Annotated in this window: 11 protein-coding genes; 3 read left to right on the top strand and 8 right to left on the bottom strand. The window is 45.3% G+C overall.

Annotation, left to right across the window (positions count from 1 at the left end):
* Nucleotides 1-94 precede the first annotated feature (94 nt).
* Complete coding sequence (locus A6D97_RS06325; protein ID WP_065584021.1) at nt 95-1,021, top strand: LysR family transcriptional regulator; 927 nt, start codon at nt 95-97, stop codon at nt 1,019-1,021.
* Between the two features lie 270 nt (nt 1,022-1,291).
* Here A6D97_RS06325 and A6D97_RS06320 read toward each other — a convergent pair whose 3' ends face one another.
* The 8 genes from A6D97_RS06320 to ebgR form a co-directional block, all read right to left on the bottom strand.
* A complete protein-coding gene (locus A6D97_RS06320) occupies nt 1,292-2,632 on the bottom strand; it encodes an MATE family efflux transporter (protein ID WP_017060807.1) in 1,341 nt (446 codons plus the stop codon).
* A 411-nt stretch (nt 2,633-3,043) separates the two neighbouring features.
* Complete coding sequence (gene ygjK, locus A6D97_RS06315) at nt 3,044-5,455, bottom strand: alpha-glucosidase (protein ID WP_065584020.1); 2,412 nt, start codon at nt 5,453-5,455, stop codon at nt 3,044-3,046.
* A gap of 15 nt (nt 5,456-5,470) precedes the next feature.
* Nucleotides 5,471-6,535 carry a protein YgjJ gene (ygjJ, locus tag A6D97_RS06310; protein WP_004734431.1) on the bottom strand — a complete coding sequence of 355 codons (1,065 nt, stop codon included), beginning with the start codon at nt 6,533-6,535 and terminating at the stop codon, nt 5,471-5,473.
* A 448-nt stretch (nt 6,536-6,983) separates the two neighbouring features.
* Nucleotides 6,984-8,417: an amino acid permease gene (locus A6D97_RS06305; protein WP_065584019.1), complete on the bottom strand. Its 1,434-nt coding sequence runs from the start codon at nt 8,415-8,417 to the stop codon at nt 6,984-6,986.
* A 573-nt stretch (nt 8,418-8,990) separates the two neighbouring features.
* Complete coding sequence (locus A6D97_RS06300; protein WP_017063320.1) at nt 8,991-10,415, bottom strand: amino acid permease; 1,425 nt, start codon at nt 10,413-10,415, stop codon at nt 8,991-8,993.
* Nucleotides 10,416-10,557: 142 nt separating this feature from the next.
* Nucleotides 10,558-11,010: a beta-galactosidase subunit beta gene (locus A6D97_RS06295; RefSeq protein WP_017066026.1), complete on the bottom strand. Its 453-nt coding sequence runs from the start codon at nt 11,008-11,010 to the stop codon at nt 10,558-10,560.
* Between the two features lie 3 nt (nt 11,011-11,013).
* Nucleotides 11,014-14,145: a beta-galactosidase subunit alpha gene (gene ebgA, locus A6D97_RS06290; protein WP_065584018.1), complete on the bottom strand. Its 3,132-nt coding sequence runs from the start codon at nt 14,143-14,145 to the stop codon at nt 11,014-11,016.
* A gap of 324 nt (nt 14,146-14,469) precedes the next feature.
* A complete protein-coding gene (ebgR, locus tag A6D97_RS06285) occupies nt 14,470-15,453 on the bottom strand; it encodes a transcriptional regulator EbgR (RefSeq protein ID WP_017060801.1) in 984 nt (327 codons plus the stop codon).
* Between the two features lie 393 nt (nt 15,454-15,846).
* On the opposite strand from ebgR, the gene galE reads away from it, so the two are divergent.
* Nucleotides 15,847-16,866, top strand: coding sequence for a UDP-glucose 4-epimerase GalE (gene galE, locus A6D97_RS06280; RefSeq protein WP_017063324.1), 1,020 nt, complete (start codon nt 15,847-15,849; stop codon nt 16,864-16,866).
* A 332-nt stretch (nt 16,867-17,198) separates the two neighbouring features.
* Nucleotides 17,199-18,254: a UDP-glucose--hexose-1-phosphate uridylyltransferase gene (locus tag A6D97_RS06275; RefSeq protein ID WP_065584017.1), complete on the top strand. Its 1,056-nt coding sequence runs from the start codon at nt 17,199-17,201 to the stop codon at nt 18,252-18,254.
* Nucleotides 18,255-18,374: the final 120 nt, after the last annotated feature.

Below are 18,374 nucleotides of genomic sequence, written 5' to 3'. Positions count from 1 at the left end.
TCCAGATAAATGTTTGGCGTAATTTATGGTGACTTGCACTATGATTCAAATTAATTGTTTTAATTATAACTATTAATGAAATAGGTTCTTCTGGATGGCTGATTTTAACTGGAAAGGTATCGATCTTAACTTATTGATAGCTCTGCAAGCGTTATACAAAACGAACAGTGTAAGTAAAGCGGCTGAGCGCTGTTATGTCAGTCAGTCTGCAATGAGTCATAGCCTTCAACGACTTCGAAAGTTGTTTGATGATCCTCTGTTTGAGCGGGTAGGTAGCAAGATGGAAGCAACGGATAGAGCGATTGAATTATCCAGTACTGTCGATGCCTTGCTCAATACCATTCAATCTGAAGTACTACTCTCTAAATCATTTGATGCAACAACTTACAAAGGCAGTTGGAAGATTGGTCTTACCGATTATGCCGAGCAGATGTTTGCTCCAGTGTTGTTTGATCTCATTAAACAGTCCTCTCCTGATTCTCAAATTGCGTTGTTCAACGTAAATCGATCTAACTATCAGCAAGTCTTTGACGATGCCAAGCTTGATATGACGATAGGCAGCTTTGGTGAGGTACCAAAGCAATATCGAACAAAGCATTTGTATACGGAGCGACATGTTTGTTTACTTGATCAATCGGTTCTATCCATTGAGGAGCCGATGTCGCTAGAACAATTTGTTGCTGTCGAGCACGCGCTTGTTTCCCCTGCAGGGGCTTTAAAGACGGGAGTGGACACTCGTTTAGGTGAACTCGGCTTAAGCCGGAAAGTCGCGATATCTTCCAGTAACTTTTTAACTGTTAAACGACTCATTCGTGGCAGAGAACTATTGTGTATTGTCCCCAAGCTAGTCGCGCGCAAGGATGTGGATAGTGAAGAAACCTTACTAGCTGTGAAGCCACCAATTGATGTTCCAGATTTTGATATCCAGCTTGTTTATAGAAAGGCAAAGCATTTAGATGATAAAAATAAACTACTTAGAAAGCTGATTACTAATGCGATCTCATCTGTGATTTCCGAATAGTTTATTGTGTCGGTTAATCGTCAAATTCATATGAATTAATTTTAGAAAAATCCGGTTTATTATAAGAACCCGACTATACTTAATTTACGACTCAAGGCAGTCGTAAAGAATAGGCTTTTTGATTTACCTAAGTAAAAAAATTGGTTATATCCTCATGATATAGCTTAAAAATCTACCAGGCTAAACGGACTTAGTTGGTCTTAAAAGCGCTAGCTCCCCCTAGCGCTTTTTTCTTTTGGTCGAGATAAATTTCGACGTATCAACAACAACCTAAAAAGAGAATCGAGTCCATTTCTTAGCTCGCCAGCGATAGGCCATGATGATTCCACGGAACCACTCGTCCATCGCGATTGCCATCCAAGCACCCAATACGCCATAACCCCAATGCACGCCAAGCAAATAGCTCATGGCAACCCCAATGCCCCACATGCTGAGAATGCCCATTTTGATCGGGAATTTAATGTCGCCAGCAGCCTTTAGACAAGAGATAAAGATAAGGTTAAATACTCGTCCAGCTTCAAGAATGATGGAACCTGCAATCAGTGCCGCCGTTAGCGCAATGATCTCTGGATCTTGCGTGAACAGATCGAGAATTTCGAAACGGAACACATACACCATGCAGGTGATCGCGGTTGACGCGATAAAGCCAACCACAAAGTAACGTTGCACGCGCTTGGTAATCTCGTCGATCCAACCCTTACCAATGTAATAGCCTGTTTGGATTTGGCTGCCTTGACCAATTGCCAGTGCAAACGCAAAAGAGAGGCGAGCGATGTTTTGTGCGTAAGTAAACGCAGCCAGTGAAGACGTACCCATCTGCACTACAAAGAAGGTAATGCTGATCTGAGCCATGTTATAAGAGAGCACTTCTCCAGCGTTCATCGAGCCGATCTTCATGATTTTTTGATAGATGGCTTTCGGCACAGATTTAAACTGCTTCACTGGTAGATAAATCCCTTTGCTTCTGACCACACCAATCAAGATCAACATTCCGATTACTTGGCTAATGACGGTCGCGGTCGCAACCCCTTGCACGCCGTATACAGGCAAACCAAACGGTTGATATAAGGCACAGTAGTTACCGAATACGTTGATGACACCTGCAATCATATTGATCACCATCGGTGACTTTGAATAGCCATGACTGCGCAAAATAGTGGTGAGAACCACACCTATGGTTACATTGAAGGTGAGAGCACCACTGATGAACAGGTATTCTTGCGCGTACTGTTCGACTTGAGGTTCGAGTTGATAAAGCGGGATAAAATATTCAGCAACAAGAACGGCAATCACACTCAGTAGCACACCGGCAATAATGGCCAGAATGATACTTGCTACACCCACGTGAGCGCTCTCTTGAGTGCGGGAAGCACCATTGTATTGCGCGATTAGAATACCCGTACCACTGCTGACCATGGTCGAGACAATGATCAGGAAAAAGGATATCTGAGAAATAACACCAACGGCAGACACGGCTTTGTCCGAGTATCCCGATAACATGAATACATCACTGGTGTTGAGTGCGGTTCTTAAAAGAACTTCGATAAAAATTGGCCAGGTGAGCGCAACGATTCCCATACGTTTGTTTAGGGTGGAATCAGCATTAGGCATTTAGGTTTTCTCAAAAAAGGGGTAGGCGACACTATAGTTTAGCTATTATTTAGTAAACGACTATCAAATTAATGTCCGGAAGGCTAATAAGGATAAATAAAATTCGAATAATTCTTCAGAATTCAATATTTCAGTGAGGGTGATGAAATTTTTGAATGGGATTTCATAGCAAGAGCACTCTTTGCTTTTTGTGAGTAAAAGCTTGCCTGTGTTAGCTGAGTACAACGAACAGAGTAAAAGGATCATGGTAGGCCAAATGGTCTAAGTGCTTGTTTTTCGCTTACGTTACTTCAGATATAAAAAAGGCACTCAACATAACGCTGAGTGCCAAAGCCTGAAATTTGTTAATTCGCAGTATCTTATTGAACCGGTGTATTAATGAATCTCAGAGGACAGGTAAAAAGGTTCGATTTACTCTGCGTCAGTAAAGAAATCGTTGTAAAGCATGTACAAGTGAGCCGCACTCCAAGAGAAGTTTGGTGCGCCTTGTTGTTCGCCGGTTAGTGGGTTGTAGTTTTCACGGATTGGACCGTCTTGAACTAATCCATCGGCGTGGTCAAAGAACGCACCTGCCATTTCAATCGCATCATCACGGTAGCCGTAGCTATCCATGCCTTTTAGGCCGAAGTAGAATTGATCCACCCATACACGTCCACGCCAGTAAATGTCTGGGCCAAATGCAGGGCTAGAAAGCGCTGCTGTGCCTAGTGGAACGTAGGTATTGAACTCTTCTGTATCTTTCATTACAGAGACAACTGCATCAGCGTTAGCTTGAGTGGCAGCAGCATTGAATAATGGTGACCAACCTTCAGGGCCTTTACCACGCTCTACAATCGGTTTGCCTGCGCAGCCATTGGCTAAAGGCTTGTCTTCAATACGAATGTCATAGAAGAAGTTAGTGCCTTCGTCGAACATACAGGTGTTGATGTAGTTCGATAGGTGCTCTGCTTTTTCACGGAACTCTTTCGCTTCTGCGTCTTTACCTAGAATGTCAGCCATTTCTGCTAGGTACTTGTTATCGCTGTACATGTAGCTTGCTTGGTCAACGGACTCTTGCAGCAATGAATAGCCAAGCAAAGTGCCGTCTTCAGCGCGGTTTTGAGCGAACTCAACATCCCAATCGCTGCGCTTACCACCGTTTGCAACGTATGCGTCTAGCTGGTCTTTATCAATGAAGCCAAATGCTGCCGCATCATCACGACCTGATTCCCAAGATGCCGCAGTTTGAGCTGGGCTCTCGATGTAGTCATAGTTGCCTTCTGCTACCACTTTATCCAGTTCAGCTTGGCCTACGACTGTTTCGTGCTTATCGCCACGAACCACGGTGAAGTACATTTCACCTTCAGGTGTGTTGTGTGCTTTGTCACGAGCAGCGCCATACTCTGGAACGCCATTGCCGTTGTTGTCACGGTTGCGTAGCCACCAATCATGGTATGCCACTAGTTTTGGATACATCTCTTGTAGCCAAGCTTCGTCGCTGGTGGTTTTGTAGACTTCCATTACTGACCATGCTGCTAGGCTTGGTTTGGTATTACGTTCATTCCAGTTACCGCCATCGCCGCCACGTTCTGGACTTAGGTTGTAAGCGAGTAGATCGGGCACGTAACCTTCATCCCAAGGACGAACGGCATCGTCAGCCTGAATTTGGTAAGCGAACATCGCGCGGATGTTATCTTTCGCTACATCTGGGTTGAAGTGAGCCATTGCGTAGGCTTGCTTCCATGTGTCCCAAGGCCAAGTTTGGTTGCCCGAGAACCAACGCGCCGTCACGGATGGTGTCACAGAGTCAAACTCCATCGCACCTGCAGCGCCACGCCAGTTACCGTTTAGGGTTTCCATCGCTTTAACCGCAACACGCTCTTGCTCTGGTGTCGCGTTCGGGTTGGTTAAACCCATCTCAAGATAGCCTTCCCAACGTTCTGCTGATGCGGCTAAGAAGTCGGTAGGGTTTGCCATGATCTTTTTGATTTCAGGCTGTTCCGCTTGCGCTTCTTCTGCCGTTAGAACATGCGAGTATGTGGTGTAGATAGTCGTCGATGCTTCAATGTTTGCCGTTGAAGTAAACGCTAAACCATCAACCGTGGTTTTCGTTGGAATCGACTTGTGAACTTGGTATTCAGACTCACCAGAAGTCAGTAGATCCCATGTCGAACGAACCTTACCGAAGGTCACCTTTAGGCCATCGTCGGTTGCGACGATTTGACGGTCATACTCAGGGTAAGTTTCAGCGATTGTTTTGTCGGTTTGTGCCACGCCTTCTTTGGCGTGGGTCTTTTCTAGCAGTTCACCATCCCACACTAATTCAACCGGTGAGTCGGTAGTGATTTTTGTTTCTAGCAGAGAGGTACGGTTTGAAGCAAAACGCATCGTCATTTCTACGGTCACATCGTCAGATTTTAGCGTCTGAACCAATGCGCCCGGTAGGCTATAAGCTTCCATAGTGAAAGCCACTTTTTTGCCGTCTTTGAACACGCTTAGGCGGTCGAAGTTATCAGCCATGAAGTTGATATATTCTTCGGTAAGCAGTGCTGTACCTGGGAATCCGCCCATGCCTTCTGCACTGTCTGGAAGTAGGTGACCGTGCCATGCACCTAGGTCGAAGAATGGGTTAAAGCGTTGGTGGTCATCGAAGTCGTAGTCACGCATGTATTCAGGTGAGCCAGTACGGTCGATAACGTTCTTAAATTCGTTGGCTTGCAGTTGCTCTGTGTCAGAGCCTGAGCCTGAGCCAGAGCCTGAGCCAGAGATTGAGTTTGAAGCACAACCAGTAACGACAAGGGCTGCACCGATAGCGAGAGCTGCGAATGATTTATTCAGTTTCATGATCAATTCCTGTTATTACCAGTAGAAGTATTGCATTGCGAACACCTGAGCGTCGCCGATTTCAGTGTCGCTGCCTACGCCAAAGCGGCTATCGAAAGCAGTCGCAAACGCGCCGTTGCCGTATTCATACCAAACGCCAGCATTGATGTAAGAGGTGATTTCTTTGTCGCCATTGTCACCGTCAAAGTTTGCGTAGTTGTAGGCTGCAGATAGGTAAACGCCTTGTGCCGCTTCGTACCATGCACTGGTTTGAATACCAGACTCGCTACCGAAAGACTCTTGGTTGCCTTTATCTGTATCGTGCCAAACACGAGTGGCGAAGTTTTTGTACTCAGCACCCAATAGCAATAGTTCACCACCATCGTTGTTACGAACTTCACCACCACCCATTAGGGTTAAGTCGTCGGTCAGATCGTATTGAAGGTAACCATTGACCATGGCGTTCTTATCTTTCCATTGGTCTGCGAAGCTGTCGTATTTACCGAAGTGAACAAGAGCATCGTCTTCCGAGAAGTCAGACTCTGGCGCGAAAGAAACGCTGTAGCGAAGCTTGCCTTCTAGGTTTTGAATCTTCACACCAAGGTGCACGTCTCGCGTGTTTGAGATCGCGTAGCCGTATTCAACCGTAGGGTCACCCCACCATTGAACGTCATCTAATGAAGAGTCCATACGACCAATCATGAATTCTGTTTTGTTATCTGTGCGGTAGCCAGCGTAAAAGCGGTTGAAACCACCTTCAAAACCGCCCCAGCCGTGGCCCGTTGCCCAAGCATTGCCTTCGTCATCGGCTTGTACTGTCCAGCCCTCCATATAAGCAAGACCAAACCAATTACCGTGCTCGATAGCCAAGCCAGCTTCAATGTAAGTACCGTCTGCGTAGCGGCCTTTATCATCACCTTCGAGTGCCACGTGACCACCAAGGCCAAGCTCACCATAAAAGTTAAATAGGGTTTCAGTTTCTGTCTGAGGAGGCTGAGTATCACTGTGGTTTGCTGCGGACTCTTCCGCGTGGGCAGTGGTACTTAAGGCAGCAAGAATACAGCTTGTAATAAGAGTGTTTTTAGTAAAACTACTTTTCATTTTAATCACTTCTGTGTCGGGGTTATAAATGAAGGTTCGCAAGCAGTTCTGACTTCTAATATGGGGTGCTCTTCAAGGCGTATTGGTCAGGTTACTTACGATCGCAAAACCAATATTAATGATAATTTTGATGTTTAAAATTAATTAAGCTTAAAAGTGTGATCTATTTTTAGTAAATATTTACTTTGTTTTTATTTTGACTTTCAGTTGAATTTGCAGAGGTATGGCTAGGGTTGTAAGTATTCGGGAGGTGAATTGTTTGATGGGTGGTTAGATTGTTGGTTCGAATGTTTTGATTCTTGAATGGCTTTGATTTAATCGAGATGGTTAGTGGAAATGTACCGACAAATAAAAAGGCACTCACCAAATGTGAGTGCCTGAAGTTTAAGTTAGAGTGCCCGAAGTTTAAATCAGAGTGCCCGAAGTTTAAATCAGAGTGCAGGGTAAACTAAGCGTTCGCCGGTTCAGGTTTTGCTTCTAGTTTTTTCTCTTCTGGAGATAAGCTTTTTTCATATTTTCCGTACTTCCACCACGCGTAGCCAAGGAAGATAACAATCCCGCCCACGTTGTAGAAGATGATGGTCATGATGTCAGCACCTGTTGGGAAGGTAGAAGCGAAGAAACCAACGGTGAAGATAGCGATAAGAATCGACACAGCAGTAATACCGACCGTACGAGAACCCATTCTGAAATCACGAGGTAAGTGATCCAACTTCAAACGTAAATTAAGGTACGCGATCATGATGAATAGCGGTGGCAACATCGATGCTGCAGCTGTCATGTTGATAATGGTACTCATCAGATCTTGAACCGTATCGGACGCCAGTGTCGGAATGAACATCAGTGGAATCACAATCAAGAACTGAATCCAAGCCGCACGCTCTGGAACGCCTTGTTTGTTTAGAGCGACCGTTTTCTCACCGAAGATACCTTTAGGGATTTCAGAGAAGAAAATCTTAACGGGTGTTGCCGTCCACATCAGCAGAGAGCCCAGCATCGCCGTGAATGAAACCACACCAACGAAACGGTTCATCAAGATTTCAGACAGGCCAAAGTGTCTTGCTAGCCCTTCAAATACCTGAACTGAGCCGCCTGTGAATTTAAGCTCTTCACGCGAAACAAAAACGTTTGCTAACACAGATCCTACCGAGTAAAGCGCACCGATGAAGATACCGGCAATGATGATGACTTTAACGAAAGACTTGTGACCGCCTTTGATGTCGTTAACGTAAACCGCGACCGATTCTGCACCGCCTGCCGCCATGAAGATCCAAGTGATTACGCCAAGGAATGCCCAGTTGAAGCTTGGTGTCATGGCTTCAATGGTGATTGGGTCAGCTGGCTCGATACCGCCTACCAAAGCACCGCCAGATAGCAAGATGTAAGACATCGTTAGCAGCAGCATCAGTGATGATGTTAGTGAGGTGATAGGGCCCAGTAATTTCGCACCATTATTCGAGATATGAGTCGCGACCGCAAACAAAATAGTACTTAGAATTGCGGTGGTCATTGGCGTGAATATGTACTCAAAACCTAAGAACGCATACGACGCGTAAGCGATGATTCTAGGGAGCAGAGAGGTGAAGAAGAACAGGTTAACAAACCAGTAGGTGTAAGCTGAAATAAACGCCCAGCGGCCGCCTAGAGAGCTTTTAACCCAAGAGTAAACACCCGCTTCAGAGTCTTTATTCAGTGACACAAACTCTGCAACGATCAAACAAAATGGCACAAAGTAAAAGATGGTTGCTAGAAAGAACATCGGAGCCGAGGAAAGGCCGATCTCGATGTTGTTATTAATGATGTTATTGAAGCTGTATACCGCCGCGAAGGTCATAGACAGTAGGGCAAATTTGCCTATCGTACTGCGTTTATTTTCGGACATGATGTTCTCCGGTGAATCACGTTGATGATCGTTATAACTTGGTCCTAGAGAGGGAAGCTCTAGGCCGCACTTTTATTGTTATGTTGGTTTGGCAAACACCCGCTTTGTTTTGTCAGGGTTGGCTCATTGTTGTTTTTATAAATTTACGATCGGACTTCTTTGGGATTTTTTTCTTTGGTATTTCAGTAAACTTATTACCAAAACAAAGAGTTAAAGATTAAGAAGTTCATTGAAGAGATTGCTTGTTTCATGAGCGACGATTTATAAGGCGTGTAGGGGCTTTTTTGTCGCTTTCTTTATATGAATCAGTTTGTCTCTTCAGCAAGAAGATTAAAGATTAAGCGGCGGGAAGTTAATCGAAATTGATCAAATATGTGACCTTGAGTAAATAAATTTAGTTAATGTTTTACCTAGGTTTTTATTTGAGTTTTATTACCTATTAATTGGTGTTTTTCGTGAACTGAAACCTTGACGGAACGCCGTTTTATTTTTGGGGTTTTTATTTTAATTATCTGATTTAAAACAAAAAAAGCGCCAATTAAGGCGCTTTTAACTAGATGTATAGATTCTGGATTACGACTGCTTAGCCGTTTCTAGCTTTGCTTCTTTACCTGCTTGCTTCTTTTCAAAGCGAGAGATCCACCACCATGCGATACCAGAGAATACCGCTGTCATGAAGACGTTGATGAAGAAGGCTTGAACAAGGTCAACACCTGTCGGGAATGCCGATGCTGTCATGCTCACAATGAAGATACCAATCAGTACCGATACTACTGCCATACCTTGAACTCGAGTACCCATGCGGAAATCACGCGGTGTGTCGTCGTGTTTCAAGCGGAATACAAAGTAGGCCACCATGATGAAGATTGGCGGTAGCATTGCGGTACCTGCTGTTAGATTGATTGCTGTATTCATCATGTCTTGTACAGATTCAGAGCCGAAGCCGTTCACCACAAGCATCACGAATACAAACGCGAACTGCCACCAAGCTGCACGTACTGGCACGCCGTGTTCGTTAAGCTCTGTTGTCTTCTCGCCGTAAACACCTTTAGGGATTTCAGAGAAGTGAATTTTTACTGGAGCTGCTGTCCACATCATCATCGAACCGAACATAGCAACGAATAGGATAATACCGACGAAGCGACCCGTTAGAGATTGTGAAATGTCGAAGTAGTTCGCCATACCTGTGAAGATTTCAACCATGCCGCCAGCGTAGGTCAGTTCATCACGAGCAACGAATACGTTTACTAGAAGAGAGCCCACTGCGTACATTGCGCCGATTGCGATACCTGCACCAATGATAACCTTGATGAAAGACTTGTGACCGCCCTTAACATCGTTTAGGTAAGCGGCTGCGGTTTCTGCACCACCGGCTGCTTGGAAGATCCAACACATGATACCTAGCGTTGCCCAGTTGATGGTCGGTGTCATTGCTTCAAGCGTGATTGGTTCTACTGGTTCATGGTTGCCGCCCAGTGCCATTAGTGCACCGATAACGTAGATTGCAAACAGAGCGAATACACCGTAGGCCACGATCTCGGCAATCTTACCTAGCCAGCTCGCGCCTTTGGTTGAGATGTGAGTTGCTGCAGCAAACAGAGCAATCGAGATAGCCGATGTGACGACTGGCGAGAAGGCGTATTCATAGCCCAACATCGCGTAAGACGCATAGGCGATTACGTTTGGTAGCAGGGATACAAACCAGAAAAGGTTTACGAACCAGTATAGGAAGGAACCTAGGTAGGCTGCTTTTGAGCCTAGTGGTTTTTTAAGCCAGTCATACATGCCTGACTCAGAATTTTTATTTGCAGATACGAATTCAGCAATGATGAACACGAATGGAATGAAGTAAATAAGGGTAGCGAGCAAAAAGATAGGGGCTGAACTCAATCCCAATTCGATGTTGTTGTTTACAATGTTGCGAACGTTAAATACCGCTGCAAATGTCATGGAGAGTAGGGCAAATTTGCCTAACTTACCGCGTACAGATTCAGACATAGTGTCCTCCGAGGAATCACGTAATTATAGTCGTTATTTCTCAATGCTTCCTTGTAGGGAGGAAGCATTGAGGCTTTGTTCAGCATGTTGGAGCCTTGAACGGCAAGGCTCGATACATACTTTGAATAGATAGCGTTATTGTTTATTTATTGAGGAAGTAACCGTCTTCAATGGTCACTTTCAGTACCACTTTTCGAACTCGGTTATCACCGTGGAAACGGTAAGCCTGATTGTTGTCAAAGATCGCCACTTGGCCTTCAGCTAGCTCACGAGTTTCACCGTTCCCCATTAGGTGTTCGCGGTCGGTTTCATCGCTATAAGCTTGGATCTGCTCTAGCTCTGATTTCGCTGCGAATTCAACCGTTTCACGGCCTTCTAGGTAGTAGTGCACGTCGAAGTAACGACGATTACCGGTGAAGTTTTCTGTGTTACGAGCCACACCGTCTTCAATCATGTAAGCCAGTGAATCACCAATTGAATACATCACGCCATCTTTGATGTTTCCGATGTTTTCAATCGCTTCTACACAGCGTTGCCATTTACGACCATCGCGGTAGACGACTTTAAATTGTTCTAAGTTCTCTAAAACGATCATCGCTTATGCCTCGTTCAGTTGTGGTTGAGCTTTTGGTGCATTCACCGTAAAAAACTCATCGCCAAAGTTGTGATTGATTAGGTGCTGCGCATCGCAATCGCCTGCTTGGAATGGAATCAGAGTTAAACCGTAGCGGAACTCGTCCATGTAAACGCGGTAAGAATCGAGCACTTCGCTGCCCCAAGAGTTAGAGCCTAAGCCCATCACTTGGTGATCTAGGTTTAACGTGATGTAACCGCTTTTCTCTAGCTCAATGGTGTGTTGTGCTTGGTGCAGGTTTTGGTTGGTGTAGAACCATGCGCTGAAGTTGATTTCTTGCTGTGGTTTTACTGCAATACCATTACCCGCGCGGCTTGAAAGCGCAGCCCAACGAACGTGTTGGCGGTTGCCGTTGTTCTGTGGGAACGGGTAGTTCTCGAACATGTCTGCAACGGTTGATTGGTACACATCAATCATGTTGGCTTGCTTGCTGTCTTGGTAGTTCTCTTCAGGGCCGCGTCCGTAATATTGGACTTGGTCGAAGTCGCCGTTGATGCCCATATCAAAACCAATCACAGGAATTACATGAGGGTACTCCCCGTAACGTTCGCCGCTTAGCTCAACGTTCAATTGGCCTTCAGCATTAACTTGGTAGCGATATTCACAACGCATGCCGAAATCGAATACTGGTGGAGCAATGATGCTGGTGGTGGTGATCTCTACCTTGCCATTTACCTGTTCAACGTTAACGCATTCAAGGTCAATGCTACGGAAGTGCTCCTGCATAATTTGCAAGTGTGCAGGCTCCCAGTAACCATCGTGCTCTTGTTTATGGTTATCGATCATTGGCTTGAAGAAGTTGATTCGTGGTTCTGACTTAATCATCTCTTCGCCATTGACCAACCATGACGTCAGCTTGCCGTTCACTTTCGAGAAGTTCAGTGCGAAGTTGTGGCCTTTGATTAGGTAAGCTAAACGAGACTCTTCCACATTCAGTGCTGTCGCATTGTTGTTAGTGAAGGCTTCTAGCTGTGCTGTGTTCTCTTTCACTTGGAATTGATACACCGCGATGTCGTGGTTCGCTTCGCTGTAAGGCGTACGAGAATCCTTGCGCACGGTAAAGTTCACAAACACTTCGCGCTCATCAAGTTGTGGCAAGTTAAGTGTCAGTTCACGGCTCGAGTTTTCTGCCAGTTCTTCAATCTTGATGTGTTGCACAGCAATGGTTTCACCTTCAGCACGGATTTCCGCAGTGATGGTGTAGTCATCGATGTTTGAGAACCAAAGTTTGTTGTCTACCGTGAAGGTGCCCGTTTGTGCATCGAAATCGCGAAGCTTCACTGGGGCAATCACTTGCTTGTACTCTTTCAAGCCAGGGCCTGGCGTTTGGTCTGGGTAGATCAAACCGTCCATGCAGAAGTTGTAGTTGTTCGGGTAGTCACCGTAGTCACCGCCGTATTTGTAGAACTCTGTGCCTGCTTCATCACGCGCTAGAATGCCGTGGTCACACCATTCCCAAACATAGTGACCTTGAATTGCGTCATGCTTGTAGAACACGTTTTGGTATTCAGTTAAACCACCCGGGCCGTTACCCATTGCGTGTGCGTATTCGCAGATGATGCGTGGTTTTTCGTGTGGGAATTCACCGAAGGCATTCATCAGTTGAGCACGTGAGTACATGGTTGAAATGATGTCGACTACTTCAGCATCACGGTCTTCTTCATAATGAACCAGGCGCGTGTCATCAATTGCTTTTGCTGCATCGTACATAGAGCGGATGTTGCAACCGTAACCAGACTCGTTACCTAGCGACCACATGATGATAGAAGGGTGGTTCTTCTGAGCGTGGATATGACGTTCGATACGTTCAACAAACACCGCTTCCCATGCGGCATCGTTAGTGATGCGGCTTAGGTCGCCAACGTTAGCAAAGCCGTGAGTTTCAACATCGGTTTCGCCCATCACGAATAGGCCGTAGATGTCACACAATTCGTAGAAGCGTGGGTCGTTCGGGTAGTGCGCTGTACGTACTGAGTTGATGTTGTGTTGCTTCATCAGTACTAAGTCTTTTTCTACGCGATCCATGCCCACAGCACGACCTTTCTGGTGGTCGTTGTCGTGACGGTTCACACCGTGCAACATCACGTACTTGTTGTTGATGTAGAACAGACCATCGCGAACTTTAATATCACGGAAACCAACGCGTTGTGGAATCACTTCCAACACCTTGCCGTCAGCGTCTTTCAGCGTAAGCAACAGTTGGTATAGGTAAGGGTTTTCAGCGTTCCATTGAACAGGGTTCACGACATCGATAGAGAATTGAGTATCTACATTGCCACCAGTCTTATGATTAGGGACGGCTAAGCTATCTACAGAGCCTTGCGAGATAACTTGGCTGCCATCAAGCAATGCGTACTCAAGGGTTGCGTTTACCGCTGCTGCTAGGTTTTCTAGTTCCACTTTGCACGACAGAGTAGCGCTTTGGTAAGCGTCGTCAAAATCAGTACGAACCATTAGGTCTTGAACGTGAAGTTGTTCTTTACCAACAAGGTAAACATCACGGAAGATACCGCCCGTCCACCACATGTCTTGGTCTTCAATGTAGGTAGAGTCGGCCCACTGCATCACTCTAATAGAAAGTAGGTTGTTGCCTGCTTTTACCTGGCTAGAGATATCGAACTCAGCGGTTAGGCGGCTGCCTTTGCTGAAGCCCACGTACTCGCCGTTTACGTAAACTTCGAAGTAAGTTTCAACGCCATCAAATTTGATGATGGTTTGTTTCTCGTCCCAGCTTTCGCCAAGGAAGAAAGAGCGTTGGTATGCGCCGGTTGGGTTGTCTGATGGTACGAAAGGCACATCAATTGGGAATGGGAAACCTTCATCTGTGTACTGAAGATCGCCGTGGCCTTCCATCTGCCACATATTTGGCACCGTAATGTGGCCCCAATCGCTCATCTCTTGAGAGTAAAACTCTTCAGGAACCAAGAGCGGGTTAGTGAAGTAGCTGAAATTCCATTGACCACTTAGTAGTTGGAAGTGGCTGCTTAGTTCACGTTGAAATGTTTTAGCGGTTTTTTCTGATGCGTATGAGAAGAAGTAAGCACGTGGTGCCATACGGTTCTCATGTAAGTTCAGGAAGTTTTCCCAGTTGTTCACGTTGCCTCTCTCTCGGTCTGAATGCAGTTTGCTGACCGACGTTCTTATGCGTAATTGGGTCGTAGTGAATACGAGTATTTTTGGATTGAGGTAATTATTAGTAAAAGTTTTACTAAATGAAAATGGTGAAAACGTTTTACTTTAACTTCATCACGTTTTTTATGGTCTTTTTACGGTGCTGTGTGATCCACTTAAAAGAATGCTATTGGCTGATTTATGTAGCAGATTAAAGAGGGGGATACGTGGAGATTGATGTATGTGACGGGCACAAAAAAGGCCACCTTCAACAAAGGTAGCCTTAATTTATCTATTTGATATATTTAATTATTTTGTTGTATCGCGTAGCTTGAGTTTGCTTGGTACATAGACACGTAGTGGGATGGTTCGGCCGTCGCGTACTTTCTCAATCAGCAGATTAACGCCTTGAATTCCCATCAGTTCAGAGTGAATACGAACAGTTGATAAAGATGGGAAGGTAAATTTAGCTGTTGGGATGTCGTTTACACTGATCAGCGCAATATCTTCAGGGATGTTTAATCCGTGCTCATGAACTGCTCGTAAAACGCCAATTGCGATGGAATCTGACGCAATAAACATGGCTTTAGGGTAGTCGCCCGTCGCGAGCATCTGTTTTGCAAGCTTGTAACCTGATGAGCTAGAGAAGTCACCACGGTAGATGTCTTGCTCACTGACAACATTCTTAAGGCTACCGTATTCAGCAAAGGCGACTTCGCGAATATCAGGAGTGTTGACGTTATCTTGTCCGCCAATAAAACCAATGCGTTGATAGCCTTGGTTGATAAAGAAGTTGGTGATCTCTTTGCTGATCAAAGCCAGGTCGATATCGACAGAGTCATAAGGTTCAGAGTGATCAGTGAAATCGACATAACAGATATTATCGCTTAGCTTTTTGGCTTGTTCGATAACCTCCGGTGTCATTCTTCCCACCAACAATACACCAGTGATAGGCGCTGAATTTACGTGTATTTTACTTTCATAACAGTTGGTTAGTTTAACTTCCATCTTGTCACATTGGGTTTCAATCCCGTGGCGAATCGATAGATAGTAAGGGTCATTCACTTCAGCTTCTTGCTTGTAGTTATACAGAGCAAGGAAGTGATGATTTTGTTTTTTACTGCTAACGGCTTTTCGTGAGCTGCTGGTTTTGTATTCCAACTTCTCTGCAATTTCAAAGATACGCCTTTTGGTCTCTTCCTTGACGCTTAATGTTGGATCTTCATTGAGAACCCTTGAAACTGTAGCCAATGAAACATGTGCTTCAGTCGCGATATCTTTTAACGTTGCCATACTCACTTCCTGTTATTGGAACATTGCGCTGCTTTGAAATTGGTATTTAGTAAAAAAGCAATGCACCTCTTTATTCTACAGACCTATTGTAATCAAACTGGACGTCATTGCATTAACTTTTAGTAAAATAAATGCTCAACTCCTCTATGATGTCTCAAATCTAACTATCTATAATTATCTTATTAGAATTCAATGAATTAGATGTGTTTGTTTATAGGTTCTCCCTATGTCACGTTCAGTAACAATGATATGAGTTAGTGTAAACGTTTACACTTCGTGGTTTTGATCACAGAATTATAGTCAAAATGGCTGCTACTATTTCTGGCATACGGTGCTACTGAGCTGAATGTCAGTTCGAGTTAGTCCAAGAATGACGACAAAGAGAGGTTGATTGTGAAAGTACTGGTTACGGGCGGCATGGGTTACATCGGAAGTCATACATGTATTCAAATGATACAGGCGGGTATGGAGCCAATCATTGTTGATAACCTTTGCAATAGCAAAGAGCTAGTACTGGAGCGAATCGAATCATTGACCGGTAAGCGACCAACTTTTTATCTTGGCGACATTCGTGATCAATCTTTTCTAGATAGTGTGTTTTCAGAAAACGATATCCAAGCCGTGATTCACTTTGCTGGCCTGAAAGCGGTTGGGGAGTCGGTGTCTAAGCCTTTGGAGTACTACGATAACAACGTTAATGGTTCACTAGTGTTAGCTCGAAGCATGAAGAAAGCGGGCGTGAAAAGCATCGTATTTAGTTCTTCGGCTACCGTTTACGGTGATCCAGAAGTAGTGCCGATTACTGAAACTTCACCAACTGGCGCGACAACTAACCCTTATGGTCGCAGCAAATATATGGTGGAAGAGTGCTTGAGCGATCTGTTCAACGCGGAGAACGACTGGAGCGTCACTTTACTGCGTTACTTCAATCCAGTTGGCGCACATCCATCGGGCACTATGGGTGAAGACCCACAAGGTATCCCAAATAATTTAATGCCGTTTATTGCTCAAGTAGCCGTCGGTCGCCGTGAAAAACTGGCTGTTTTTGGAAACGATTACCCAACAGTCGATGGCACAGGCGTTCGTGACTATATTCATGTAATGGATTTAGCCGACGGTCACGTCGCAGCACTAAAAGTGGTTGGCGAGAAAGCGGGCTTACACATTTACAACCTAGGTACGGGCAAAGGCTCAAGTGTACTCGAGATGGTTGAAGCCTTCGCACAAGCATCGGGCAAACCGGTTCCTTATGAACTTTGCCCACGCCGCGCAGGTGACATTGCCGAATGTTGGGCAAGCACTGAAAAAGCAGAGCGCGAGCTTGGCTGGAAGGCGACGCGTAGCGTGATGGAGATGACGGCGGATACATGGAAGTGGCAGTCGAACAATCCTAACGGTTATTCCCCTTCGTAATTGAAGCCGCAGCGTTGTTAGCTGCGCTCACCAATTCCAATCACATAGAAGATCTATGCTCATGGATATTGGAAAGCTTGCTGCCTAGCTGCAACTCCAATTTCATTGGGGAATGCAGAGATAAGAAAAGAGAGATTCCAGATATCTCGTACCTCGATTCTGGAATGACGGATGAGCATAAGGATATGAAGCGATAGCCGTTGTATCACTAGCACATGAGATTACACGTCATTCCCTACAGCGAGGCACGAGCGTGATAGGGAATCTCCTTGTAGAAGAATTATTCATCTTGGTGAATTGACCAAGACACAAAATTTGAGAGCAATCTAAACATGTCAAAAGTTGAATTTAACCCAGTAGACCACCCGCATCGTCGTTATAACCCATTAACGGGTCAGTGGATCTTAGTATCACCGCACCGAGCAAAACGTCCTTGGAGTGGCCAAGATGAAAAACCATCGACCGCGCAGCTTCCTGCGTACGAGAAAGAGTGTTTCTTGTGCCCAACCAATACGCGTATCTCGGGCGACGAAAACCCAGATTACGACGGCACTTACGTATTCAGTAATGATTTCGCGGCCTTGATGCCCGATTCGCCTGACGCTCCAGAGTCTGAAAACCCTCTATTCAAGACTCAAGGTGTTCGCGGGTTGAGCCGCGTGATCTGTTTTTCTCCGGACCACAGCAAAACGCTGCCAGAGTTACCAGTAAACAAGATTCGCGGTGTTATCGACACATGGAATGAACAGATTGAAGAGCTAGGTAAAGACTACCTATGGGTTCAAGCGTTTGAAAACAAAGGCGAGACCATGGGCTGTTCTCAGCCACACCCACACGGTCAGATCTGGGCAAACAGCTTTTTGCCCAACGAGATTGAACGCAAAGAGAAACTGTTAAAAGAGTACTTTGAACAACAAGGTTCTAATCTTTTAGTGGATTACGTTGAATCTGAAATGAAAGACGGTTCTCGCACTGTGGTTGAAACTGAACATTGGATCGCTGTGGTGCCTTATTGGGCTGCGTGGCCATTTGAAACCATGTTGCTACCAAAAACACACATCCGCCGTATGAGCGAACTGACTGACGAACAACGTGATGATCTAGCGCTTGCGATTAAGAAGCTGACTAGTCGTTACGACAACTTGTTCCAGTGCTCATTCCCTTACTCAATGGGCTGGCACTATGCGCCGTTCTTCGAAGAAGGTACGGACATCGATCACTGGCAACTGCATGCATTGTTCTACCCGCCGCTACTACGCAGCGCATCGGTTCGTAAGTTCATGGTCGGCTACGAAATGTTGGCTGAGTCTCAGCGTGATTTAACAGCAGAACAAGCGGCGCAGCGTCTTCGTGATTTGAGTGACGTTCACTATAAAGATCAGGAATAGCCTGTTTCGTAGATAACGAGTGAGATTCCTGATATCTCGTCCCTCGATTCTGGAATGACGACAGGTGAGAAGCCCATAAGTTTAAGAGCTTAGAAGCTTAGAAGCATAGAAGTATAGAAG

The organism is Vibrio sp. ZF57 (genome assembly GCF_001691235.1).
Taxonomy (GTDB): Bacteria; Pseudomonadota; Gammaproteobacteria; order Enterobacterales; family Vibrionaceae; genus Vibrio; species Vibrio crassostreae_C.
The sequence above is the reverse complement of the archived record's forward strand: the minus strand, read 5'-3'. Positions and strand labels throughout refer to the sequence as shown.